Origin of the sequence: Mesorhizobium carmichaelinearum (genome assembly GCF_900199455.1) — a bacterium.
GTDB classification, from domain to species: domain Bacteria; phylum Pseudomonadota; class Alphaproteobacteria; order Rhizobiales; family Rhizobiaceae; genus Mesorhizobium; species Mesorhizobium carmichaelinearum.
This window is the reverse complement of record NZ_FZQR01000009.1, coordinates 239878-262970: the sequence shown is the minus strand read 5'-3', so window position 1 is coordinate 262970 and position 23093 is coordinate 239878. Positions and strand designations below refer to the sequence as shown.

Annotated in this window: 21 protein-coding genes and 1 pseudogene; 6 read left to right on the top strand and 16 right to left on the bottom strand. The window is 62.8% G+C overall.

What is annotated here, in order from left to right; all coding sequences use genetic code 11:
- Positions 1–47 precede the first annotated feature (47 nt).
- Both CKW40_RS22045 and CKW40_RS22040 read right to left on the bottom strand, forming a co-directional pair.
- A complete protein-coding gene (locus tag CKW40_RS22045) occupies positions 48–830 on the bottom strand; it encodes an SDR family NAD(P)-dependent oxidoreductase (protein WP_095201958.1) in 783 nt (260 codons plus the stop codon).
- 63 nt (positions 831–893) lie between these two features.
- Positions 894–1331 carry a DsrE family protein gene (locus CKW40_RS22040; RefSeq protein WP_095202033.1) on the bottom strand — a complete coding sequence of 146 codons (438 nt, stop codon included), beginning with the start codon at positions 1329–1331 and terminating at the stop codon, positions 894–896.
- A 95-nt stretch (positions 1332–1426) separates the two neighbouring features.
- On the opposite strand from CKW40_RS22040, the gene CKW40_RS22035 reads away from it, so the two are divergent.
- Both CKW40_RS22035 and CKW40_RS22030 read left to right on the top strand, forming a co-directional pair.
- The gene (locus CKW40_RS22035; RefSeq protein WP_095201957.1) at positions 1427–2530 is read left to right on the top strand and encodes a hypothetical protein; all 1104 of its coding nucleotides are present in this window, start codon (positions 1427–1429) and stop codon (positions 2528–2530) included.
- 28 nt (positions 2531–2558) lie between these two features.
- The gene (locus tag CKW40_RS22030) at positions 2559–2798 is read left to right on the top strand and encodes a DUF4272 domain-containing protein (RefSeq protein WP_244571242.1); all 240 of its coding nucleotides are present in this window, start codon (positions 2559–2561) and stop codon (positions 2796–2798) included.
- A 143-nt stretch (positions 2799–2941) separates the two neighbouring features.
- Here CKW40_RS22030 and CKW40_RS22025 read toward each other — a convergent pair whose 3' ends face one another.
- The 3 genes from CKW40_RS22025 to CKW40_RS22015 all read right to left on the bottom strand — a co-directional run bounded on the left by CKW40_RS22025 (position 2942) and on the right by CKW40_RS22015 (position 6235).
- Entirely contained in the window at positions 2942–4153 is a 1212-nt protein-coding gene (locus CKW40_RS22025) for an adenylosuccinate synthetase (RefSeq protein ID WP_095202032.1), read from the bottom strand.
- 108 nt (positions 4154–4261) lie between these two features.
- Complete coding sequence (locus CKW40_RS22020) at positions 4262–5173, bottom strand: hypothetical protein (RefSeq protein ID WP_095201955.1); 912 nt, start codon at positions 5171–5173, stop codon at positions 4262–4264.
- 18 nt (positions 5174–5191) lie between these two features.
- A complete protein-coding gene (locus CKW40_RS22015) occupies positions 5192–6235 on the bottom strand; it encodes a J domain-containing protein (RefSeq protein WP_095201954.1) in 1044 nt (347 codons plus the stop codon).
- 125 nt (positions 6236–6360) lie between these two features.
- Between CKW40_RS22015 and CKW40_RS22010 the strand changes: the two genes are divergently transcribed.
- Positions 6361–7023 carry an NUDIX hydrolase gene (locus CKW40_RS22010; RefSeq protein ID WP_095201953.1) on the top strand — a complete coding sequence of 221 codons (663 nt, stop codon included), beginning with the start codon at positions 6361–6363 and terminating at the stop codon, positions 7021–7023.
- A 33-nt stretch (positions 7024–7056) separates the two neighbouring features.
- On the opposite strand, the gene CKW40_RS22005 is transcribed toward CKW40_RS22010, so the two are convergent.
- Together CKW40_RS22005 and CKW40_RS22000 are read right to left on the bottom strand one after the other, a co-directional pair.
- Positions 7057–8004, bottom strand: coding sequence for a cation diffusion facilitator family transporter (locus CKW40_RS22005; RefSeq protein WP_095201952.1), 948 nt, complete (start codon positions 8002–8004; stop codon positions 7057–7059).
- 5 nt (positions 8005–8009) lie between these two features.
- Entirely contained in the window at positions 8010–10199 is a 2190-nt protein-coding gene (locus tag CKW40_RS22000) for an anthranilate synthase (protein WP_095202031.1), read from the bottom strand.
- A 319-nt stretch (positions 10200–10518) separates the two neighbouring features.
- Here CKW40_RS22000 and CKW40_RS21995 point away from each other — a divergent pair, with 319 nt between their 5' ends.
- Positions 10519–11289, top strand: a complete 771-nt coding sequence (locus CKW40_RS21995; protein WP_095201951.1) for an isocitrate lyase/PEP mutase family protein — start codon at positions 10519–10521, stop codon at positions 11287–11289.
- Between the two features lies 1 nt (position 11290).
- Here CKW40_RS21995 and CKW40_RS21990 read toward each other — a convergent pair whose 3' ends face one another.
- The 4 genes and pseudogenes from CKW40_RS21990 to CKW40_RS21975 form a co-directional block, all read right to left on the bottom strand.
- Positions 11291–12346, bottom strand: coding sequence for a M14 family metallopeptidase (locus CKW40_RS21990; RefSeq protein WP_095202030.1), 1056 nt, complete (start codon positions 12344–12346; stop codon positions 11291–11293).
- A gap of 88 nt (positions 12347–12434) precedes the next feature.
- Positions 12435–13612, bottom strand: a pseudogene (locus tag CKW40_RS21985) (MFS transporter).
- Positions 13613–13723: 111 nt separating this feature from the next.
- The gene (locus tag CKW40_RS21980; RefSeq protein ID WP_095201950.1) at positions 13724–15100 is read right to left on the bottom strand and encodes an FAD-containing oxidoreductase; all 1377 of its coding nucleotides are present in this window, start codon (positions 15098–15100) and stop codon (positions 13724–13726) included.
- Positions 15097–15558: a DUF4126 domain-containing protein gene (locus CKW40_RS21975; RefSeq protein WP_095201949.1), complete on the bottom strand. Its 462-nt coding sequence runs from the start codon at positions 15556–15558 to the stop codon at positions 15097–15099. The genes CKW40_RS21980 and CKW40_RS21975 overlap by 4 nt, the downstream gene beginning before the upstream one ends.
- A 138-nt stretch (positions 15559–15696) precedes the next feature.
- On the opposite strand from CKW40_RS21975, the gene CKW40_RS21970 reads away from it, so the two are divergent.
- Complete coding sequence (locus CKW40_RS21970; protein WP_095201948.1) at positions 15697–16254, top strand: sugar O-acetyltransferase; 558 nt, start codon at positions 15697–15699, stop codon at positions 16252–16254.
- Between the two features lie 16 nt (positions 16255–16270).
- On the opposite strand, the gene CKW40_RS21965 is transcribed toward CKW40_RS21970, so the two are convergent.
- Positions 16271–17257, bottom strand: coding sequence for a GlxA family transcriptional regulator (locus CKW40_RS21965; RefSeq protein ID WP_095202029.1), 987 nt, complete (start codon positions 17255–17257; stop codon positions 16271–16273).
- 125 nt (positions 17258–17382) lie between these two features.
- Here CKW40_RS21965 and CKW40_RS21960 point away from each other — a divergent pair, with 125 nt between their 5' ends.
- On the top strand, positions 17383–18027 hold the full coding sequence (locus CKW40_RS21960) for a cysteine hydrolase family protein (protein ID WP_095201947.1): 645 nt from the start codon (positions 17383–17385) through the stop codon (positions 18025–18027).
- Positions 18028–18093: 66 nt separating this feature from the next.
- Here the strand turns inward: CKW40_RS21960 and CKW40_RS21955 are convergent, their stop codons facing one another.
- From CKW40_RS21955 to CKW40_RS21940, 4 genes are all read right to left on the bottom strand, one after another.
- A complete protein-coding gene (locus CKW40_RS21955) occupies positions 18094–19773 on the bottom strand; it encodes a formate--tetrahydrofolate ligase (protein ID WP_095201946.1) in 1680 nt (559 codons plus the stop codon).
- A 315-nt stretch (positions 19774–20088) separates the two neighbouring features.
- Positions 20089–21213 carry a DUF2333 family protein gene (locus CKW40_RS21950; RefSeq protein WP_095201945.1) on the bottom strand — a complete coding sequence of 375 codons (1125 nt, stop codon included), beginning with the start codon at positions 21211–21213 and terminating at the stop codon, positions 20089–20091.
- A 104-nt stretch (positions 21214–21317) separates the two neighbouring features.
- Positions 21318–22616: a DUF6638 family protein gene (locus tag CKW40_RS21945; RefSeq protein ID WP_095201944.1), complete on the bottom strand. Its 1299-nt coding sequence runs from the start codon at positions 22614–22616 to the stop codon at positions 21318–21320.
- A gap of 67 nt (positions 22617–22683) precedes the next feature.
- Positions 22684–23070 (bottom strand): endonuclease domain-containing protein, encoded by a 387-nt coding sequence (locus CKW40_RS21940; protein WP_095201943.1) that lies wholly within the window; start codon positions 23068–23070, stop codon positions 22684–22686.
- Between the last annotated feature and the right edge of the window lie 23 nt (positions 23071–23093).

Below are 23093 nucleotides of genomic sequence, written 5' to 3'. Positions count from 1 at the left end.
AAAGTCTCCGACAAGAGTATGCGGACCGTCAGTATGCAGATAGCTGGTCACGGCATCAACTGGCCGCCATTCACCTCGATCACCTGGCCGGTGATATAGCCGCTCAACAGGTCCGACGACAGGAACAGATAGGCGCCGACGCAGTCTTCGGCTGTGCCGGCGCGACCCTGCGGAATGGTGGCGACCATGCCCTTGATCTGCTCGTCGGTCGAATAGCGCTCGTGGAAGGGTGTCAGGATGGTGCCTGGCGCCACGGCGTTGACGCGGATGCCGAAGCCGATCAGTTCCTTGGCCATGCCGCGTGTCACATTGGAGACGAAGGCCTTGGCCGAGCCATAGAGGCCGGCGCCGCCACCGGCACCGTTGCGCGCGGCGATCGACGAGGTGTTGACGATGAAGCCGCCCTGCTTCTTCAGCCACGGGATCGCCTTGCGTGAAGCCGTCAGCACGGAACGGGCGTTGAGGTCCATCACCGCATCGTAATGCGCCTCGGTCTGTTCGGCATAGGGCACGCGGCCGAGCATGCCGCCGGCATTGTTGACCAGCCCGTCGAGGCGGCCGAAATGTTGCGCGCTCTCCTCGACGACGCGTTCGACATCGGCGACGACGGAGAAATCGCCCTGGACGAGGAACACTTCGCCGCCGCTGTCGGCAATGGTCTTGCCCAGTTTCTCGGCGGCATCGCGGCTCGAATTGTAATGCAGCGCCACCCGGGATTTCTGTGCGGCGTAGGCCAGCGCAAGTGCCGCGCCTATGCCGGTCGACGCGCCGGTGACCAGCACCGCTTTGCCGGCGAGATCGGGAATGGTAAGCGCGATCGTGGCGGGCACTGCTGGTCCTCCGGAGGGTTCAGCGAGACCAGCCGTTCCCGGCCCCGGAGTCAAGACTGTGCACTATGGCCGGAGATAGGCATAGCCCTGGCTTTGCAGTTCCGCGAGCTTGACGACGCCGCCCTTGTCGGCGGCATGGAAGCCGTCGAGCAGGTCGGTGAGCGAGATGTCCATGCCCCGCATGGTGTTGCCACAGGCCTGCGGCTCGAGCCCCTGCTGCACCAGGCCGGCGAAGCGGCCGGAGACCGCGGCCGATATGCCATTCGACTTGAAGGCGGCCAGGGCCGGGCCATGCACGACCAGCACGATGTCGACATTGCCGCCGGCGCCCTCATAGTGGTTCTTGATGTTGCCGAGCACGAAGTTGACCTTATCCACATCGCTCAGGTGATAGGCGACCTTCAGCCTGGCGGGTTCCGTGGCCGCGGCCTGCACGGCCCGCAGGCCAAGAAACGTTCCGGTTCCTGCAAGAACCGCGCGGAACATGTCGCGTCGGCGCATGGCATCCTCCCTGGATTTCACCGCGATTTGCATGGCTGCGGCCGCAATACTAGCATAAGTTGGTGCGACGTCCTGTCGATGCGAGGAGAGGTCACATGACGTTTGGGGCAGGGGCATGGAAGACAATTGCCGGCGCCGGATTTGGCGCTGCGCTGCTTGGGTTGCTGGCAGGCACGGCTGTCGCCGACGACGCGCTTAAACTTAAGGAACTCAGCCCGAACGGGGCGGACGCCTGTTTCGGCCGGGTCTATGACGCGGCGCATCTCAAGGCGCATCCGAAGCAAAAAGTGGCGCGGATCTTCTTCTACTATGGCCATGATCCGGTCAGCAGGCCGAACGAGGAGCCGAGCGCGAATTCGGACACCTCCTACAATGGCTTCGTCACCACCACGGTGCGGGGCGCCAAGGCGCCGCAATGGGCCAGTGGCTGGTGCAATCACGAATCCGAGGACGGCACATCCGGCCCGATCCGCTGCGGCATGGATTGCGACCGTACGCTGGCGTCGCTGAAGGTCGACGACAAGGGCCGGGTGCTGCTGTCCGACCTGTCGCCGGATATCTATCTCGATCCCGACTCGGAGGAGCAACTCGGCAAGGCGGAGTATGACAGGCAGGCGCTCGGCTCGGAGGATGACAATTTCCGCCTGGACCCGATGCCGGCTGCGACCTGCAAGGCCGAATTCGCGCGCATCGATCCGATCGATCCGGCGCTCGGGGACCCGTTGCGCGTGCGGCTGAAGCCTGACCAGCCGTTCTGCTACGGCCGCGACTACGATGCGGCGCATATGAGTTCACACCCCAACCAGTTGACGCAGTCGATCCGGGTTTTTCGCGGGCCGGTGGAACTGGCGTCCTTTGCTTCGGGAGGTGACGCCGCCAATTGGCCTGATGGCGCCGACATCGCTGTTTCTGTCACCACGCGGCTGAAGTCCGGCAAGGTCACGCAGATCTATTCCTGCCAGGGCGAGGCCGACCAATGGCGCTGCGCGGCAAGTTCCAAGATGAGCGATTTCTCCTGCGACATCGCGCAGAAGGAAATCTTCCTCAAGCGCGGCGCCAACGGCACGATGATGCTGGCCAACCCCAACAGCAGCCTGGCGATCGTCGATCTCTGCTCGAAGGCCGCCGACGGCAAGACGAAGTCGGACGACAAGGTCTACCGGCTGGAGCCAATGCCGCAATCGGCTTGTGCGCCATAGTCACCGTAGCAGCCATTCGGCAATGAAAATGATGTGTCGCAGCTTTCTTGGTTTTCTGACTTCCTTGCCGTTCATCGGTTCCACCAACGCCGAAGGCGAAGCTGAGGCTCGCAAGGCGGCCTCAATGGCACAGTTGAAGAAGGATGGCGTGCCGGTCATCGACCATTTGCCGATAATCGAAACCGTAGCCGAAAGCCGGCGACGAACGACGGACGAGGTGATTCAACGCGCCATCGCTCTGGTGATCGTGGCCGTCACAATTGGCTGATTGGGTATATTGGGGCAGGAATGGGATGACATCTCGACCGACACATGATGAGCCGGTCGCAAGCGGAGTACTCGATGACGATTTTGTCGAGGCCGTGCTGGAGCACCTTGATCAGCAGGAGCGGCCAGAGTTGGACGCCTTGTTCAAGCCTTGATTTGTTTCTGTAGACATTTGATTGACTTGCGGGAAGGACCGTAGCTGATCGCGGCAAGATCAATTCCAATGTTCTGTGCCGCCACAGCAGCCAAGTCGCTTTCTGCCAAATGTATCCGTCTGCCATCCACAAACAAGGGCGCTTCTCCTTTTATTTGATCCAGGCAAGTTACCACGAGCTTGGGAACGATATGGACCTTTCCCTCAGACCGGCGGATGTCGTTCTCTATCGCATTCTTCAGAATATTCGTATCGAGAGGGGCTGCCCTTAACCTGCCCTGCCAAGGGTTTTCAATATTGGTGGGATCGAGGATGCTGAAGGCCGCCATGCTCTCACCTTCGTGGGCCATCGGGCCCGCGCCATGACGGGTCACATAGGCGCGGGTGGTGTAGGATGTCTCGATCGTTTCAATGCCAGCCTCGGCGGCAACAGCGGCCATGTTGACGAGACCGGTGTTGGATCGCGTCACATAGGGAAACGCTCCGAAATCCTGATCGAGCATCAGGCCCTGGGCGCCTTCGAAGATGACATGCCCTGACAAATCGGCATCGGCGAGAACCGAAAGCGATGCGGCCATGGCTTCGCAATCCTGCAGATATCGATCAAGCACAGCGTCGTTCATAACGAGCTCGATCTCTTGCCTGCCCAGGATTCCGCCGCCCAAGGCGGCGAGCCTTTGCGGCACCCATTGCAGCCTTATTTTTTCGAGGGCCGGGCGCAGATATTTCGCTGACGCGAGATCGCCGAAACTGAGGGCCAGCTCCGGAACGAGACTTCGTTCTATGGTTTCGCCAAATCCAACGCCGCAACTGCCGTGCCTGGCGCTACCGCGCCTCATTTCGACAAACTGGTTCAGCATCATGTCCCAGGGGGTCGTCACCAGGGCGCGTGGGTCGACCGAGGTTCTGACGCATGCGTTGATGCTGGCGAGCGTCTCCATTTCGGAGGCAAACAGCAAGGGATGCAACACGAAATGCCGACTCAGATGCGTCGGCACGCCGGCAAGCGAGCCCGAGCCGAAATGGTGGAAGACATGGCGTCGGCCGGCAGGGTCAATAACGGTGTGCCCGGCCTGCGTGCCGCCATTGGTTCTGACCACGACGTCGCCTCCCTGCGCGGCGAGGCAATCCGTCATCAGGCCTTTGCCCTCGTCTCCGTAGCCTGCCCCGATGACAGCTCGGGCCGTCCTTGCCTTGTTCATGATCGTTGTCCCTGCGGCCCAGCCATGCTGAGCAGCTTGATCGCGCATGCCGCCGACAAGCGGTGGACATTTTTTGGCGGCATGCGCATGGATTGTTGTCTTGTTCCGCTATGCCAGGCGTACAGCACCGGAGGTGTCCAGTGTGGCGATATCCTTGATGGCATTGGCGACCGTCACTGCGGTGCTGCCATTCCATGAGGCCGCGACCGTGGATTTACTTGCCCCTTCCGCGACCTGGATCGTCGAGACGACAGCTTCCGCAAGCTTGGTCACGTCGTCCAGCAGGATGAGACGCTGTGGGAGAAGGGGTTGCCAGGACGCTAATACTCTTGCGAGGCTGCCCTTAGCATAGCCTTCATTTTTCAAAATGACATGAAAGACCTCATAGGTCCGCGACGCCATGGCAATGCACTCAGCGGCACTGACATTTTTTGCCGGCCCGCCGAACACACGGCTAACCTCGCTGCCGCGCATGCCGTCGAGCACCGGTTCGTCGCCGATGGTGAACAGATAGCCTTTCTTGCGGCGCTTTTCCCAGGCATCGCTCACGGTCTTGGTGGCGGCGAAATAGTGGGCGCCGCAATAGGACTCGCCGCTGTTGCCGCCACCGCCGCCCTCGATCCACAGGCCCCGGACCTGATCGGCGAGTCTAATGTCGGCCTCGAACTGCGTTACCTGAAGCGGGGCCTGGTCACATTCGACATCGCCAACGGCCATCATCATGACATGCGGATCTGAAACGGGCTTTCGGGCGTAGATTTCCTGCGCAAGCGTGTTCAGCCCATCCTTCATCAGCTGGTGTGCGACCATGCCCATCGAGCCTGTTACGTCGGAAGCCAGGATGATCGGGGTCGATGCCGGATTGTCGGCGGAATCCCTGGACTCTCGCACCTGGATCATTTTCGGATCATAGGTCGGGTCCAGTGTGCGCGCCTTGAAAACATGGGCGGCCGATTTGCCGCTCACATGCGCGGTTGCATAGGCATTCCAGTCCGTGCTGCTCCAACGTCCACTACCCATGGTCTTTCTCCTTTGCTGTCAGGCGCCGAAATTCGTCTTTTGGCGATAGATGTCGGCCGCCGTGGTTGAAAACGGTACGAACTTCCTTAGTCCGAATGAGCGAGCGAGGCATTCCTGCCACCGCGTGTAATCCTCATAGGCATGCTGTGCGGGCGGCAGCAGCAGCCAGTCGCGCATCGCTGACGGAATGTCTGGTGCGAGCACCAGACCACCACCGCCAGGGGTGGCAAGCAGGTCGCAGGCCGTTGCCCGGATCAGGCCAAGGTCGATATCGGGGCTTGCCAGTTCACCTTTGAGCATCAGGCGTGGAATGGCCGCAGCGGTTCGTTCCGGTATGGCGGCGGGCCTGGCTCCATAGTGTGTGGCGAAACCCCAGCCGCCGATCAGCATGACCGCGTGCGATTGCGGGTCGACAAAAACCGTCTCGCAAGCGATGGCACAGTGGGCGAGCCCGCGCCAATGCAGGTAGGAGGCGAGGTTAAGCATGCCGGAGACGATCCAGGCGACGTGAACGGGCTCTAGCCTGCCGCCCATGTAACGGAGCAAATCACCCAGCAGAACGGCATCCCTGGGTTTGTCCAACACAGATGCCTTGATGCCGCTTCTGGCCACGACCCGGTCAAAGGCGGGAAGAAACCGCTTCATCTCCGCCGCCATTTCAGGTCCGGCAAAGGCAAGGGAGCGAATATTGGCTGCTTCGGCCTCGACGATATCGCCGAAGGCTTCCGGCGCTTCGTAGACGACATGGCTGCGGCCGACCAGAACATCGCCGAGGGGACCGGGTTGCTCAGAGTAAAAGCGCATCCGGCATGTCTTGGCGCCGGCCGCGTGGTAGGTGCGCTCTCTCAGGGTTGGGCGCGCGCTCTGCACGATCCTCAGGGCGGCTTCTCTCAAGCTGGTCAGGTGGGCGAAAATCTGTGCGGCTCGTTTGTCGCAGCAGTGGTCGGGATGCCACGCCGCAGCCAGTTGACGATAGGCTTTGCGGATGGCGATGGCATCGCCTGGAAACAGGGAGCGAGCGTCGCTTGGGCGGATCGTCAAAATTTCACTCGCTGATTTCATGGTTCCTCTCCGTCGCTCTCAGGTCAGATAATACGCGCTGATTTGTAATTTGCAAGTTGCATTTTGCAAATTGCAAACTTGATGTTACTGATTTGCTAAACGCAGCGCAGGGGCGGGCTCGAAGAATGCAGGCAGACAATTTCGAGAAGCCGATCGTCACCGCTGATGTGGTCTTGCTGACCATCGTCGACCGCCGCCTTCACGTCGCGCTCGCAAGGCGTCGGGTGCCGCCTTTTGAAGGCGAGGAGGCGCTGATCGGTGGTTTTGTCCATGTCGATGAAGACAAGGACGTGGATGAAACCGTGGCGCGCGTGCTCATGGCAAAGACCGGCCTGAAAAAAATCTATTTCGAACAGCTGGCCAGTTTCGCGGGCCTGCTGCGGGACCCGCGAGGCTGGTCGGTTTCGATTGCCTATATGGCGCTGGTTCCGGCGGTTCGACTGGTTGACAGCACTGCTCTCATGCTGAGGCCGGTGGATGAGGTGAGGGGGCTGCCTTTCGATCACAGCGACATTCTGGATGCTGCCGTTGGCAGGCTGCGCGGCAAAGGGGCCTATTCGACCCTTCCCATGCAATTGCTGGAGAGAAAATTCACGCTGCCGGCGCTGCAGGAAGTTTACGAGCAGGTGATGGGGGTAAACCTCGACACGAGCTCGTTTCGCAGAAAGATCGCTGAACTCGAAGTCGTGGAAGCGACCGACGAATTTGAAGCGCCGGCCCCCCGAAAGCGTCCAGGCAGGCTATACCGCGCCAAGCGGGGTGTGCTGATGTTTGACCGGACCATTTGACGGCATCAAAGTTGAAACTGCGGGCCATGCCGGCTATGCGAACGGCACGGCCGTCGTGCCTTTCGGCAGCTTCGCCTCGTCGTCGGGCTCGACATGGATGGTGACGCGCACCGAGGGGATTTCGGCTTTCAGCGCATCCTCGATGCGGTCGCAGATGACGTGGCTCGCGCCAACCGACATGTCGGCATCGACGACCAGATGGAACTCGATGAAGGTGGCGCGGCCGGCGATGCGGGTTTTGAGGTCATGCACCTCCAGCGCGCCCTTGCAATTGGCCGAGATGACGTCGCGGATGTGCATATGCTCCTGGGTGTCGACCGCGCGGTCCATCAGGCCGTTCATCGACGAGCCGATGACATGCCAGCCCTGCCACAGGATGTTGAGCGCGACGATCACGGCCAATGCCGGATCGAGGATCTGCCAGCCGGTCAGGATCGCTCCGACCAGGCCGCCGAATACGCCGATCGAGGTGACGACGTCGGTCATGATGTGATTGCCGTCGGCGACCAGCGCCGGCGACTTTTCGGCCCTGCCGGCGCGGATCAGCGTCCAGGCCCAGAAGGCATTGATGACCGTGGCGATGCCGTTGACAGCAAGGCCGTTCCACGGCTTTTCAAGGGGTGCCGGCGCTTGCCAGGAGCGCCAGACCTCGTTGAGGATCAAAAGCGCGGCGAGCACGATCAGCACGCCTTCGAGCACCGCCGAAAAATACTCGGCCTTGTGATGGCCGAAGGGGTGATCCTGGTCGGCCGGCTTGTAGCTGACCTGGATCGCCCAGAAGGCGGCGCCCGAGGCAATGACGTTGACGATCGATTCCAGCGCATCGGAATAGAGCGCGACAGAGCCGGTCACGTACCAGGCGGCGGCTTTCAGCGCGAGCACGACAAAGGCGACCACGATCGACCAGAAGGCAAGGTTGGCGACCTTGCGCCTCGCGGCCGCCTTGGCCGCGATCGCCATTGTGTTCTCGGCTTCGGCCATCGCGGTCAGGCTGCCTTTTCCTTGGCCTTGCGCGGCAAGTGGGCGACGATGTTCTCGATGATGCGCATACCGGCATTGTGGCCGAGCGTCATGATCGATTCCGGGTGGAACTGCACCGCGGCGATCGGCTCCTTGCGGTGCTCGAAGGCCATGATGACACCGTCCTCCGTCTCGGCCGTGACGATGAAATCGTCGGGCAGCCGCACCGGATCGGCGAAGATTGAGTGGTAGCGGCCGACAGTGACTTCCTTGGGCAGGCCGGAGAAGATGATGCCCGGCTTCGAGACGCGGATGCGCGAGGGCTTGCCATGCATCGGAATATGCAGCTGGCGCAACTCCCCACCATAGGCCTCGGCCAGCGCCTGCAGGCCAAGGCAGACGCCGAAGATCGGCAAGTCGCGGGCGCGGGCCTTCTTGATGGTGGCGGCGCAATCGAAATCCTTCGGCGTGCCCGGTCCGGGCGACAACACGACGAGGTCGGGCTTCAACCGCTCGAACACTTCCTCCGGCACCGGCGTGCGCACGGTCGAGACATTGGCGCCGGTCTGGCGGAAGTAGTTGGCGAGCGTGTGGACGAAACTGTCTTCGTGGTCGACGAGCAGGATGTTGACGCCGTCGCCGACACGCGCGGTGGTGCGCTCGGTGCTGGCGGAATTGCCCATCTTGGCGTCGCGGATGGCGGAGAGCATGGCGGATGCCTTCAGTTCGGTTTCGGCTTCTTCTTCCTCGGGAATGCTGTCGAACAGCAGCGTGGCGCCGGCGCGCACTTCGGCGATGCCGTCCTTGATGCGGATGGTGCGCAAGGTGAGGCCGGTGTTCATGTCGCCGTTGAAATTGACCATGCCGATCGCCCCGCCATACCAGGCGCGCGGGCTCTTCTCGTTCTGCTCGATGAAGCGCATGGCCCACAGTTTCGGCGCGCCGGTGACGGTGACCGCCCAGGCGTGCGACAGGAAGGCGTCGAAGGCATCCATGCCTTCGCGCAGGCGGCCCTCGATGTGGTCCACGGTGTGGATTAGGCGCGAATACATCTCGATCTGGCGGCGGCCGATGACGCGCACCGAGCCCGGCTCGCAGACCCGCGACTTGTCGTTGCGGTCGACGTCCGAGCACATTGTAAGCTCGGACTCGTCCTTCTTCGAGTTGAGCAGCTTCAGGATCTGCTCAGAATCCGAAATCGCATCGTCGCCGCGCTTGATGGTGCCGGAGATGGGGCAGGTCTCGACGCGGCGGCCATTGACGCGCACGAACATTTCGGGCGAGGCGCCGATCAGATATTCGTTTTCGCCGAGATTGATGAAGAAGGAATAGGGCGAGGGGTTGATCGACTTCAGCTTGCGCGAAATCTCGGACGGCTGCGTCTCGCAGCGCTCGTAGAACATCTGCCCGGGCACCACCTCGAACAGGTCGCCGCGCTTGAAACTATCCATCGCCTTGCGCACCAGGTTGGCGTATTCGCCGGGCTCATGGTCGCCGCGCGGCGGGATGCGGTCGGCGGTCTTGAACGGCTCGGCGATTTCGTCGCGCGACAGGCCTTCGGTCGAAAAACCCTCGCCTGAATAATCGTAGCGGTCGGTCCAGGCCTTCGCCGAATAATGGTCGACCACCAGGATCTCGTCGGGCAGGAACAGCACGAGGTCGCGCTGGCTCGGCTTGCGCTCGAGCTTGTAGTCGACCGGGTCGAACTGGAAGGCAAGGTCGTAGCCGAAGGCGCCATAGAGGCCGAGATTGGCGTCTTCCTCGGTCTTGAACAAAGCGGTGATGGCGCGCAGCACGGTGAAGACCGAAGGGACGCGGCTGCGCTCCTCTTCGGTGAAGACACGGCCGGGCTTGGCAACGTCGAGGCGGATCAGTGTCTTCGACGTCTCGGCGATTGTGATGTCGGCAAGGCCGCCCAGCGTCTTGCCGATAACCGGCAGCAGCGCCTCGCCGCGGCGGTTCAGCGCTTCGATGCGCATGGCGCGTCCACGCGCCGAGATGACCAGCGGTGGATCGATGATGGCGGTGTCCCAGCGCGTGTAGCGGCCGGGATATTCGTAATTGGAGGAAAACACCGCACCCCGGCGCGCGTTCAAACCATCGACATAGGCGTCGATCGCACCCGCATAGGGCCGGTCGTGGCGCTCACGCGTAATGGTGATGCCACCCGCGGTCACGAAGCTTTCAGCGCCGTTTTCCAGAACCTTCATCGTCATTGCCGTCTCCATCTGGCTTGTTGGGGCAACGGACCCGGGACTGGCTTTTAAAAAACAAATGGCCGCCCGGACTTTCCGTTGCGGCCACCCTCTCTTTCACGCACGCGCGTTCGAACAGGCCGCTGTCAGCAGGCCCACCACCAAATGGTCTTGGTCGAACGCATGTTCATGGCGAAATCCATAGCGGCGAAAAACCGGATGCGCAACAGGTTTGAAAGGCTGTCTAGTGGCCGCCGCTTCTCGGGCTCATGGCACATCGCCAGGGCTGGCGGTCCCGGCTAGGCTGGACTTCCAACAATACCAAGACGGGAAAACACCAATGACCGATCAGGCCGAGCGCGCGCGGACGTTCCATTCCCTCCACGTCAAGGGCAACCCGATCGTTCTCTACAATGCCTGGGATCCGGGCTCGGCCAAGATCGTCGAGAAGGCGGGCGCCAAGGCGATTGCCACCGGAAGCTGGCCAGTCGCGGCCGCCTTCGGTTATGCCGATGGCGAGAAGATCCCGCTGGAGCTGGCGCTCGACAACATCAAGCGTATCGTCGCGGCGGTCGACCTGCCGGTGACCATGGATCTCGAGGGCGGCTATGGGGTCGAGCCTGAAGTCGTTGCCGAGACGGTGACGCGCGCCCTGCAGGCTGGTGCCATCGGCTTCAATTTCGAGGACCAGATCGTCGGTGGCGCAGGGTTGCACGACATCGCCGTGCAGGCGACGCGGATCGAAGCGGCCGCGGCCGCCGTCAAGGCCTCCGGCATCCCGGCCTTCCTCAACGCCCGCACCGACATCTTCCTCAAGGCCAAGCCCGATGCGCATGACAAGGCGCTACTCGACCAGGCGATCGAGCGGGCGCATGCCTATCAGAAGGCAGGCGCAAGCGGCTTCTTTGCACCGGGTCTTGGTGACGAGGGCCTGATCGAGACGCTCTGCAAGTCGACGAACCTGCCGGTCAACATCATAGCGCTGGCGCATGTGCCGCCGCGCCAGCGGCTGGCCGAACTCGGCGTCGCTCGCATCAGCCACGGCCCGGTGCCGTATCGGCAGATGGCCGAATGGCTGGAGGCCAAGGCGCGGTTGGCGATCTCAGGTTAGGTCAATCCTCCAGCGTACCCGACCTGGCATCGGTGCTCTTCCTGTCGCCGACCAGCTTCAGCAGGTCCTCGCCGGCGCGGATGATGCGGCGCGAGCGGCGGGTCAGGATGATGCCGTCCTGCGGCGCGAACACTTCCGTACGGCCATCAGCTTCGCCCGGCGCGTGGACGACCGTAGCGAGGCGCGCGCCGCGGGCGACCCGGTCGCCGGGCTTTACGTCGTAGAGGACAGCGCCGGCGCGGGGAGCCGGCATCATGTCGATGTTCTCCAACGGGGCGACAACGCCCTGGAACGAGCCGGGTGCAAGGAGCGTGCTGTCGGCGATCACGCCGCGCGCCACCAGCAGCCGGTAGAGGCCTTCGGCGTCGGCAGCGGCGAGCGCGCCATCGACGTCGAGGATGCCGCGATATTCGACCGTGGTGGCGACGCGACGGTCGAACTTCGCGACGTCGGCGGGGACGTTCTGGTAGGGCATGATCGAGGCGCCCTCGAAGGTGCCGTCGGTGTCCTCGCTCCACAACACCACCGCATCGACGCCCATGGCGGCGGCGCAATCGGCCATGGCTGGCCACAGGCTGGTGTGGATGTACAGATAAGCAAGACCCTCGTCGTCGCAATGCAGGTCGAGCACGATGTCGTGGCCGAGCGACAGCTGCACCAGGCGTGACTTCAGCCGCTGATCGGCGCCGCCAAAGCTGGTGTCGGGCAAGAGCTTGGCATCGGGCGCGGCAAGCAGCGGAAAGGCGCGGTTGAAATTGGTGCGGGTGCCCAGGTGAAAGCGGCCCTGGTGTTCGCCGAAATGATATTGTGCGCGGCCGATCGGGTTGGCCCAGGGCACGATGGTGATGTTGCCCTTGATGCGGCCTTCGGCTGCGGCCTTGTTCAGCGCCGGCACCAGCGCGTCGATGGCGACGACGCCCGGCAGTTCGCCGGCATGGAGGGCGGCCTGCAGATAGGCCGAGGGCGCCGCCTTGTCGCTGCCTGTGAAGCGAAACACCGGGAATTCGTAGGAAACGCCCTCGCTGTCACCGGCGATGCGTTCGATCGATTTCTGCATGACTTCCTCCATCAAGAGCAAGAAGACATGCCCATTTGAGAGTGCCGATGTCGATTGGTCCAGCCTGCCGCGCTATGGGCGCAAGGGCCTATTCGGCTGCCGCCTGAAGCGGAACGGGCGCGCGCCGGTCCAAGGCTTGCGACAGCACCGCGACGGTGACCGCCAGCAAGGCGAGCACGGCGCCGACCAGCGGCAGGTGGGCGTAGGAAACGCCGGCCGAGAGGGCCACGCCGCCGATCCAGGCACCGCTGGCATTGCCGACATTGAAGGCGCCCTGGTTCAGCGTCGCGGCAAGGTTCGGTCCTTCGGACGCGGCCTCGACGACGCGGATCTGCAGCGGCGGCACGACGACGAAGATGAGCAGGCCCCAGAGGAAGACGATGCCGATCGCGACGCTGGCGATGGCGCCGAACTGCATGAAACCGACAAACAGGACCGCCATCAACAGCAGCGTGCCGATCACCGTCGGCATCAGTTTCCAGTCCGCCAGCCGCCCACCAATGATGTGTTGCCGATCGTCATGCCGGCGCCGAACAGCAGGAGCACCCAGGTGACTGCAGAGGTCGACAGGCCGGATACGTCGGTCAGGTAGGGTTTTATGTAGGTGAACACGGCAAACAGGCTGGCCGAGGCCAGCGAGGCGATCAGCATCGCCAGCCAGACCTGCAATTTGCCCAGCACGCGCAACTCGCCGCGCAGGCCGCCGCCGCTTGGTTCCGCGACATCGGACGGCACCAGCCAGGCGATGGCAGCGACCGAGATCAGGCCGATGCCGACCACGGCGAAGAATGTGGAGCGCCAGCCGAAAGCTTTGCCAAGTGCCGTGCCGGCGGGAACACCCAGAATGTTGGAAAGCGTCAGGCCGGCAAACATCAGCGCCATGGCGCTGGCTCGTCTGTTGCGCGGCACCAGGCTGGCGGCAACGACCGAGCCGATGCCGAAGAAAGCGCCGTGGCCAAAAGCGGTGAAGACACGCGCCGCCATCAGCGTCCAATAATCAGGCGCGATGGCACAGAGCAGATTGCCGACGACGAATGAAGCTGTCAGCCCGACCAGCACTGGCTTGCGTGGCAAATGCGCAGTGGCCATGGCGACGATCGGTGCGCCGAAAACGACGCCGAGTGCATAGCCGGTGACCAGCAGGCCGGCCGACGGGATCGACACGCCGAGATCGGCGGCGACCTCGGGCAGCAGGCCCATGATGACGAATTCGGTGGTGCCGATGCAGAAGGACGCAATGGCAAGCGCAAGAATCGGCAAAGGCATGGAGCGTCCAGACTGAATCGGTTCAATTTGGAGATTGCGCGAGGAGTTGAGCTATGCGCAATGCACATTGCTGCAATGCACCAATGCAGAAAGTCCAGAGCTTGACGTGCCTCAGGCCAGCGGCTTCAGCTCCTGGGCAATGGTGGGCAGGAGCTCCGAGACAGTGGGATGGATGTGCATCGCGCGCGCCAGGGTGTCGATCGGTGCCTTGGCGTACATCAAATCGAGCACGCAATGCACCGCTTCGTCGCCGCCGGGACCAAGCACGGAGCAACCGAGGATCTCCCGCGTGTCGGCATCGACGAGGATCTTCATGAAGCCCTGCGTCTCGCCCTTTTCGACTGCGCGGCCGACGCGGGTCATCGGCCGTTGGCCGACCAGCGCGCGTCGTCCGGATTTCTTCACCGCCGCCTCGGTCATGCCGCAGCGGCCGAGCGGCGGGTCGATGTAGAGCGCATAGGCCTCGATGCGGTCGCTGACCTTGCGTGGGTCGTTGTCGAGCAGATTGGCGGCGACGATCTCATAGTCATTGTAGGAGGTGTGGGTGAAGGCGCCCTTGCCATTGCAGTCGCCCATCGCCCAGATGCCCGGTACGCTGGTGCGCAACTGGTCGTCGACGATAATGGCACCGCGTTTGTCGACGGCGACGCCGGCTCTGTCGAGGCCGAGATCGTCGGTGTTGAGGGTGCGCCCCAGCGCCAGCAGCACATGCGAACCGACGGCCGGTGGCTTGCCGGCCGAGAAGGTCACGGCGATATCGCCGCCCTGTTTGGCGAAGCCGATGTCGTCGGCGCCGACATGGACCGCGATGCCTTCATTTTCGAGGATCGACAGGATGGTGGCCGAGACGTCCTCGTCCTCTCGGCCGGTCAGGCGCGGGCTCTTCTCGATGACGGTGACTTCGCTGCCGAAACGGCGGAACATCTGTGCGAATTCGAGCGAGATGTAGCTGCCGCCGACGACGACCAGATGGCGCGGCAGGACGTCGAGATCCATCATCGAGGAATTGGTTAGGTAGTCGATGTCGTGGATACCGGGAAGGTCGGGCACCGAGGCGCGGCCGCCGGTGTTGAGGAAGATCTTGTCGGCGGTCAGAAGGTCGTCACCGACACGCACCGTATTGGCGGATTCGAAGCGCGCATGGCCGCGATAGAGCGTGCATTTGTCCATGCCGGCGATCCAGGTTTCCAGCCCGGTGCGGGAGGCGCCCGAAACCTTGTCCTTGCGCGCCTTGATCGCCTTATAGTCGACGCCGACAGGGCCACCGAGCGTCACGCCATAATCGGCGGCGCGCCGCGCCAGATGCGCGGCATAGGCGCTCGCCACCATCGTCTTGGTCGGGATGCAACCGGTGTTGACGCAGGTGCCGCCGACCAGCTTGCGCTCGATCAGCGCCACGCTCATGCCGGCTGCGTTCAGCCTGCCGGCGAGCGGTGTGCCGGCCTGTCCGGCGCCAATGATGATGGCGTCGAAAGTTTTTGCCGTCATGCCACCGCCGCCACGATCAGCAGGCCGCCGATGATCGCCACCGCGTCCTCGATGAAGGCGGCGGGCTGATCCTTGCCGAAGGCGGCCGCCAGCCGGCCGCGCGCTTCGGCCCCGCCATACGTGCCGATGACGGCGCCGATGGCGCCGGCGATCAGGCCGCCTATGGTGGAACCACCCGTCGCGCCGATGACCGCGCCGGTGAAGGCGCCCATGATGATGCGGGCGCCGAACTGCTGCGGCACTTTACGGCTCGGCGTCGACGGCAGCTGGTCGGTGACCAGCTCGACGATGGCGAGGATGGTGAAGATGCCGACAGCGGCCCAATGGCTCATGAAGCTCGCCCAGGTGCCGGCAACCGGCAGCCAGCCGAGATACGCGCCCCAGGCGACCGCCGCCGGCGCGGTCATGGCGCGCAGACCGGCAATGACGCCGATCAGAAGTGCAAGAAGATAGAGCATGATGATCCCCTCGATCCCGGGCCGAGACAGCCCTGAATGGGCAGGCTACCATAGGTCCGATATTTGGCCACTAGTTGCGTCGACGCTTTTGTGCCGGCTGCATTTGTGCTTTGCAATGACGTGAATTGGAGACCCGCCATGGCTGGAAGCGAGCGCGCGAAGATGGCGGCCGGCGAATGGTACACTTGCCTCGATGACAAACTGGAGGCGCTGCGCGCTACGGCGCGCGACGCGGTCTTCGAGCACAACTCGCTGCCGCCGCGGCAGCGCGGCAATCTCGGGCCGGGCCTGAAGGCATTGCTCGGCGGCGCGGGTGAGGGCGCCCGCATCGAGGCGCCGTTCCACTGCGCCTATGGCTTCAACATCTTTCTCGGCGACAGCGTCTTCCTCAATGCCGGCTGCACCATCCTCGATACGGCAAGCGTGCGCATCGGCAAGGGGACGCTGCTCGGCCCCAATGTGCAGATCTATTGCGCCGAGCACCACAAGGACGCAGCCGGGCGGCAAGCGGGACTGGAGATCGCCAGGCCGGTCGAGATCGGCGCCCATGCCTGGATCGGCGGCAGCGCGGTCATCCTCGGCGGCGTCAGCATCGGCGAGGGCGCCATCGTCGGGGCTGGTGCCGTGGTGACGCGTGACGTGCCTGCCAACACCACGGTGGTTGGCAATCCGGCGCGGGCGGTCAAGCGCGGCTGAATTCCCGTTTAGGCGATCAGGCGTGCGCCATCCGCTCGTCCTGATCCGCCCGCCTGGAAAACTCCCGCCGGTATTGCGCCGGCGATGTCCTCAGTCTCGCGGCGAAATGCTGGCGCAGCGAGGTGGCGCTGCCGAAGCCTGCTTCGAAGGCCACGATGTCCATCGATTTCTCCGTGGCTTCCAGCAAGCGTTGCGCCAGTTCGATGCGCTGGCTGGTCAGCCAGTCGCCAAAACTGGTGCCGATCGATTTCTGGAAGCGGCGGGTGAAGGTGCGCCGCGTCAGCCCGGCAGCCTCGGCGACGCCGTCGAGGCTGTGGGTTTCGCCGAGTGTGGCGCGTACGGCGTCGAGGGCCTGGGTGAAGCGGTCTGCATCCGCGCTTTTTGCCACTGGATGCTCGATGAATTGTGCCTGCCCTCCCTGCCGATGCGGGGACAGCACAATCTGGCGGGCAAGCCGCAACGCCGCCTCGGCGCCATAACGGGCGCGCACGATGTGGAGACAGCAGTCGAGGCCGGCGGCGACGCCCGCCGAGGTCACCACATCGCCATTGTCGACATAGAGCACCGTGGCATCGACAGCGATGTCGGGATGGAGTTTTTGCAGCCGCTCGGCATAGGCCCAGTGCGTCGCCGCACCGCGACCTGAAAGCAGCCCGGCAGCGGCGATGGCAAAGGTCCCGAGACACAGGCCGACGATCAATGCGCCATGCTCGTGCGCCTGGCGCAGCGCCTTTATCAGCAGCGGCGATGGTGGCTCGCCGAGATGATGCCAGCTTGGGATGATGACGATGTCGGCGCCATCGAGCCCGTCGAGCCCGTGCGGCGCGGCAACCGTCAGCCCGGCTTCGGTATGGACGGGGCCGGCCTTGAGCGCACAGATGCGGAACTCGAAGCGCGGCAGGCCGAGAGCGGTCCTGTCCTCGCCAAACACCAGGCACGGCACGGAAAGATGGAACGGGCTGATGCCGTCGAAGGCGAGGACGGCAATGATCGGATCAATCATGGCTGCTTCCAGCATCGAAAAGTGGATTGTCCCAATTCTTTCGAATGATGTCAATCGGGACACTTTCGGTGACCTGAATCCCCGCCTATCTTCGGTCCATCGCATTCAACCGGAAAGGAAACACCATGTCTGCCCCAGCCAACACCACGCCGCGCCGCGCACTGATCGTCGTTGACGTCCAGAACGATTATGATGGCGGCAATCTGGCCATCCAGCATCCGCCGTTCCGTGACAGCGTCGTCAATGTGGCGCGCGCCATGGATGCAGCCGCGGCCGCCGGCATCAAGGTCGTGGTCGTCAAGCAGATGGCACCCGAGACCTCGCCGTTCTTCGCCAAGGGCAGTCACGGCGGCGAACTGCACCCCGAGATCGCCAGGCGCGGCCGCGACCACTATGTCGAGAAGATGCTGCCCTCGGCCTTCACCGGCACCGACCTCGAGGCGTGGCTGCGCGCCAATGCCATCGATACGATCACGGTGGTCGGCTACATGACGCATAATTGCGACCTGTCGACCATCATCCATGCCGTGCATGCGGGCTTTGCCGTCGAGTTCCTGTCCGACGCGACCGGCTCGGTCCCCTATGCCAACAGTGCCGGCTATGCCTCGGCAGAGGAGATCCACCGCGTGGTGACGATTATCCTGCAGTCGCGCTTCGCCGCAGTGCTGAAGACCGCCGAATGGGTCGAGTGCCTGAAGACCGGCGCTTTGCCGGAGCGCGACACGATCTACGCCTCCAACCAGCGGGCGCTGGCGCGCAACGCGGCGTAATATTCCTGGAAACAGAAAAGGGCGCCGCATCGCTGCGGCGCCCTTTGCCATTGGATTGAAGGATTTTTAGAACAGGCCTTCGATCTGGCCCATTTCGTTGAGGAAGATCTTCTCCGAGGACGGCGCCTTGGGCAGGCCGGGCATGGTCATGACCTCGCCGCAGATGATGACGACGAAGCCCGCACCGGCCGAAAGCCTGACCTCGCGCACCGGCACGGTGTGGCCGGTCGGCGCGCCGCGCAGGTTCGGGTCGGTCGAGAAGGAATACTGGGTCTTGGCCATGCAAACCGGCAGATGGCCATAGCCGGCCTGCTCCCAGGCGTGCAACTGGTCGCGCACCGACTTGTCGGCGATCGCTTCCGAGCCGCGATAGATGCGCTGGACGATGGTATTGATCTTCTCGAAAAGCGGCATCGCATCGGGATAGAGCGGCGCGAATTGCGAGGCGCCGGATTCGGCCAGCGCCACCACCTTGTTGGCGAGTTCTTCGATGCCGGCCGAGCCCTTGGCCCAGTGCTTGCACAGGATGGCCTCTTCGCCCATCGAGGCGACATAGTCCTTCATCGCCTGGATTTCGGCATCGGTGTCGGAATAGAAGTGGTTGATGGCAACCACAGCCGGTACACCGAACTGGCGGATGTTTTCGATGTGGCGGCCGAGATTGGCGCAGCCCTTCTTCACCGCCTCGATGTTTTCCTTGCCGAGGTCTTCCTTCTTGACGCCGCCATTCATCTTCATGGCGCGCACGGTGGCGACGATGACGGCCGCCGCTGGCTTCAGACCCGCCTTGCGGCATTTGATGTCGAAGAACTTTTCAGCGCCGAGGTCGGCGCCGAAACCGGCTTCGGTGACGACATAGTCGGCGAGCTTGAGCGCCGTCGTGGTGGCGACGACCGAGTTGCAGCCATGGGCGATGTTGGCGAACGGGCCGCCATGGACGAAGGCCGGGTTGTTCTCCAGCGTCTGCACCAGGTTCGGCTGCATGGCGTCCTTCAAAAGCACGGCCATGGCGCCGTCGGCCTTCAGGTCGCGGGCGTAGACCGGGGACTTGTCGCGGCGGTAGGCGACGATGATGTCGCCGAGGCGCTTTTCCAGATCCTTCAGGTCGGTGGACAGGCACAGGATGGCCATGACTTCCGAGGCGACGGTGATGTCGAAGCCGCCCTCGCGCGGAAAGCCGTTGGCGACGCCGCCGAGCGAACAGATCATCTCGCGCAACGCCCGGTCGTTCATGTCCATGACGCGGCGCCACACCACGCGGCGGGTGTCGATACCGAGCTCATTGCCCCAGTAGATGTGGTTGTCGATCAGCGCCGAAAGCAGATTGTGCGCGGTGGTGATGGCGTGGAAGTCGCCGGTGAAGTGGAGGTTCATGTCTTCCATCGGCACGACCTGTGCATAGCCGCCGCCGGCGGCACCGCCCTTGACGCCGAAATTCGGGCCGAGCGAGGCTTCGCGGATGCAGACGATCGCCTTCTTGCCGATACGGTTGAGGCCATCGCCGAGGCCGACGGTGGTGGTGGTCTTGCCTTCGCCGGCCGGGGTCGGGTTGATGGCGGTGACCAGGATCAGCCTGCCGTCCTTGTTGCCCTTCACCGACTTGATGAACTCGGCGGATATTTTGGCCTTGTCATGGCCATAGGGCAGCAGATGTTCGGTCGGGATGCCGATCTTCTGGCCGATCTCCTGGATCTGCTTTTTCTTGGCGGCGCGCGCGATCTCGATGTCGGACTTCACTTCGGCCATGACGGCTTTCCTCTGGATTGGACTGTGGAGGGGACGGGGTTGATCTCACTCGCAAGCAGGTTGGAACCGGGCGCGCGGGCATGTTCTAACCCTGTCGCTGCCGTGGCGTCAACTTCCATGCAACTATGTTTCCTATAGAGAAAATTCTTTTGCGGCCGGCCGACCTGTCCTCGGTTCTTTCTGGCTCCGCTTGCCGCGCCGTATAGAAGCCAGAGCAGGGGCGCTTCCGCCGTCTCAAAACAGCCGCACAATGCACGGAATGCGACAGAGGCGACGGCGCAAATTCGCCATCGCCGGATTGCGGGCTAAGCAGCCTTACTGCGTCAGCACGTTGCTGATTTCGACCATGTTGGAACGGACGCGCAGGATGTAGAAGCCCATCGTCGTCAGGTGCGTCGGCAACAGCCAGCCATCCTCGCGGCCATTGGCGATGATGAAGGGCTGGATGCGCAGCGCCGAGACGAACTGCGCGTCCATCGTGTCCCACAGGCTCTGCAGGTGCTTTTCCTTGATGACGTCCTCGAAATCGGCCTGGGCACCCTTCATCAGGCCGTAATAGGCATAGAGCTGGCCGTAGGCGAACCAGTAGCGGTCGTCGGCGCGGGTGTCGAACCAGCCATTGTTGTGGTTTTCGGCGCGCTCCTTGAGAATGGCGGAAGTCGAGCCGATGTCCGACGCGATACGGTCGATATACTGCTTCAGATTGTCGGCGCGGGCATCGAAAGTGGCCTGGCAGGTGGCCAGCCGTGCGTTGAACGAGCGCAGCTTGCGCACCGCGTCACGGTAATAGCTCGGCGTCGGCGTCTTCGGGCCGAACGGGCTGACGCCGAAATACCAGGTGTATTCGTCGAACTGCAGATTGCCGCGCGCGTCCTGCAGGTCGGCATCGATCTGCGAGGTCGTGCGCACGCGGCCGAGATTGTCCGCAAGCTCGGTCGCGGTGCGTCGCACCGCCTGGTTGATGCCACGCTGGAACGAGGCCTTGTTGTCCATCCACGGCGTATCGTCCCAGTCGATGCCGAACAGGCCGAGCTTGTAGAGGATCATCGACGAGATCCAGGCATTCTGGTTGACGTTGAAGTCGGTCAGATCGGCGGCCACCTGGGCGATGCCGGAGTTGCCGCAAGTCTTTGCCGTGTCGGTGCCGGTCCCGGCGGCCACCTGCTCACCGGCGGAAACATTGCGTTTCTCGAACGTGTAGGTGTCAGGGTAGTTCGGGTTGAATTTGTTCCACCACTGCGTGGCATAGAAGAAATTGGCATAGAGGCCGATCAGCACCAGCACGGCCAAGCCGACCATGGCCTTGAGGATCCAGCCGCGCTGCGTGTACCAGCTGCCCGCCCATAGGAACGGCCACAGGATAGCGCCGATCAACAGGCCGATGCCGCGGCCGATCCATTGGAAAATCCGGGTGAAGAAGTTCACGATCGGATCGAGCATGGCTGTGTCATCCCCTCAAAGCATGATGCCAAAAAGTTGCAGACTTTTTGGATAAAATCATGCGCCAAACAATAAGTTAGAACGAAATGACGGTTCATTTCGTTCTAGTCAGTCAGGCCGTAGAGGCGTGTGCGAAACGCCACCTTGTCCTTCAAATATGTGGTTTTCAGAACGTCCACAACATGCGATCTCCAGGCGTCGCTGAAGCCGTCATAGTCCTTGTAGAAGCCCTGCTTGTTGAAGATGTAGCGCGAGACGAAGTCGCTCGGCACGAAATCCGAGATCAGCCGGTTGGTCAGCCAGGCGTCGGGGTGGTCGGGCTTGGCGCGGATCACCAGGAAGCGCTGCTGCGGGAAGACATCGTCGATCTTGAGATGGCCAAGCTGGGCGATCTCGCGCTTGGCGGCGTTGAGGAAAGGAAAATTGCCGTCCTTGGTGATCAGGTCGGCATGGCTCTGGATCCAGGTCTGCAGCCAGACCTTGTCGACATCGGTCAGATTGCGGTTCGGCTCGGCGTCGCGGATCAGCGCGCGCACCACCATCTCGGCGCGGTGCTCGAGATAGCCCGAGGCTTCGATCCAGGAGGCGCGCGGCAGTTCGATGCGGCCGGTACTGGCGAGGAACTTGAAGACCTTGTCGGCGTCGTTGATCGAGAGATAGCTGACCTGCCATGGCCGCGACCGGCGAAAGCCCGGGGCGGCAGGATCGCTGATCACGGTCGTCATGCCGGGATCGACGAAGACGTAGAGCCCGCCGAAATGGCTGGTCCAGTAGGCGTTGTGGCGGAAGATCACCTGGTCGGGGACCAGCGCGTTCTCGCGGATATCGCCGCAGACCTTGGCCAGCTCCACCATGCGGGTCAGCATGGCGTTGTCGCGCCAGGCGTCGGGCTCCTGCTTCAGCCGGTCGACCAGCTTGCCGAGTTCGGCGGCCTTGCCCAGCACGTCCTCGGCCGACAGCACCTTGAACTCGACCTGGTTGATCGACAGCAGATCCTCGATGTCGTTGACCTTGGGAACGGAATCCTCGATCTCGCCGTAGATGACATCCTTGATGGTCAGCGCGTCGATGGCGCGCTGGTTCTTGGACATGAACTCGAACATCAGTTGCGAGGTGTTGGAGAAGGCCGTGTGCACCACCGGCAGGTCGATCTGCGACGGCGTCAGGATGATGAAGCGGCGGTTGACCTCGTTGGGGTCGAGATAGTCGGGGTCGCCGCATTCATCGGCGATCTCGGGCGAGAAACCGGTGCGGTCGATCTGGAAGCTTTTCAGCTTGGTGGGCTTGAGGCCAAACGCCGCCAGCGCCTTGTTGTAGCGCTGGATGAGATGCGGCTCGTCGACGGTGAGCAGTCGGCCGTAGATGAGTTCGTTGTCGCGCAGCAGGTCGGGTTTTTTGCTCACCTTTCCTTCTCCCCGTTTACGGGGAGAAGGTGCCCGAAGGGCGGATGAGGGGCAGCGCCGGCGCTCATCATTTTTCACCCGACGTTGAGGCGGGCAAAAACTTCGCGTCGATACCAATCATCTTGCGATCCAACCGACCGTCCAAGGCCGCAACAATCGTATCCAGCACGCTCTTATGGACCGTGAGGACATCAGAATGCCAAACCCTCAACACCGACCAGCCGTTCCTATTCATGGTCTCATCCCTGTATCGATCATGAGATCGATTTGCATGCTGGCTTCCATCGACTTCCACAACCAGATTGGCTTCACGGCAGGCGAAGTCTGCGAAATACGGACCGATCGGCAGCTGACGAACAAACTTGTAGCCATTCAATCGCCGTCCACGCAGCTCATGCCAAAGCCGTTCCTCGGCATCGTTCTCAACTTTCCGCAACTCGCGGGCTCTCGCCACTTTTGGCTCATTTCTTCACGCAT

Bases quoted from the DNA above. Each gene is read 5' to 3' on its own strand.
- CKW40_RS22040 (WP_095202033.1), bottom strand. From the start codon at position 1,331: ATGCGCCGACGCGACATGTTCCGCGCGGTTCTTGCAGGAACCGGAACG.
- CKW40_RS22035 (WP_095201957.1), top strand. From the start codon at position 1,427: ATGACGTTTGGGGCAGGGGCATGGAAGACAATTGCCGGCGCCGGATTT.
- CKW40_RS22030 (WP_244571242.1), top strand. From the start codon at position 2,559: ATGATGTGTCGCAGCTTTCTTGGTTTTCTGACTTCCTTGCCGTTCATC.
- CKW40_RS22025 (WP_095202032.1), bottom strand. From the start codon at position 4,153: ATGAACAAGGCAAGGACGGCCCGAGCTGTCATCGGGGCAGGCTACGGA.
- CKW40_RS22020 (WP_095201955.1), bottom strand. From the start codon at position 5,173: ATGGGTAGTGGACGTTGGAGCAGCACGGACTGGAATGCCTATGCAACC.
- CKW40_RS22015 (WP_095201954.1), bottom strand. From the start codon at position 6,235: ATGAAATCAGCGAGTGAAATTTTGACGATCCGCCCAAGCGACGCTCGC.
- CKW40_RS22010 (WP_095201953.1), top strand. From the start codon at position 6,361: ATGCAGGCAGACAATTTCGAGAAGCCGATCGTCACCGCTGATGTGGTC.
- CKW40_RS22005 (WP_095201952.1), bottom strand. From the start codon at position 8,004: ATGGCCGAAGCCGAGAACACAATGGCGATCGCGGCCAAGGCGGCCGCG.
- CKW40_RS22000 (WP_095202031.1), bottom strand. From the start codon at position 10,199: ATGACGATGAAGGTTCTGGAAAACGGCGCTGAAAGCTTCGTGACCGCG.
- CKW40_RS21995 (WP_095201951.1), top strand. From the start codon at position 10,519: ATGACCGATCAGGCCGAGCGCGCGCGGACGTTCCATTCCCTCCACGTC.
- CKW40_RS21990 (WP_095202030.1), bottom strand. From the start codon at position 12,346: ATGCAGAAATCGATCGAACGCATCGCCGGTGACAGCGAGGGCGTTTCC.
- CKW40_RS21980 (WP_095201950.1), bottom strand. From the start codon at position 15,100: ATGACGGCAAAAACTTTCGACGCCATCATCATTGGCGCCGGACAGGCC.
- CKW40_RS21975 (WP_095201949.1), bottom strand. From the start codon at position 15,558: ATGCTCTATCTTCTTGCACTTCTGATCGGCGTCATTGCCGGTCTGCGC.
- CKW40_RS21970 (WP_095201948.1), top strand. From the start codon at position 15,697: ATGGCTGGAAGCGAGCGCGCGAAGATGGCGGCCGGCGAATGGTACACT.
- CKW40_RS21965 (WP_095202029.1), bottom strand. From the start codon at position 17,257: ATGATTGATCCGATCATTGCCGTCCTCGCCTTCGACGGCATCAGCCCG.
- CKW40_RS21960 (WP_095201947.1), top strand. From the start codon at position 17,383: ATGTCTGCCCCAGCCAACACCACGCCGCGCCGCGCACTGATCGTCGTT.
- CKW40_RS21955 (WP_095201946.1), bottom strand. From the start codon at position 19,773: ATGGCCGAAGTGAAGTCCGACATCGAGATCGCGCGCGCCGCCAAGAAA.
- CKW40_RS21950 (WP_095201945.1), bottom strand. From the start codon at position 21,213: ATGCTCGATCCGATCGTGAACTTCTTCACCCGGATTTTCCAATGGATC.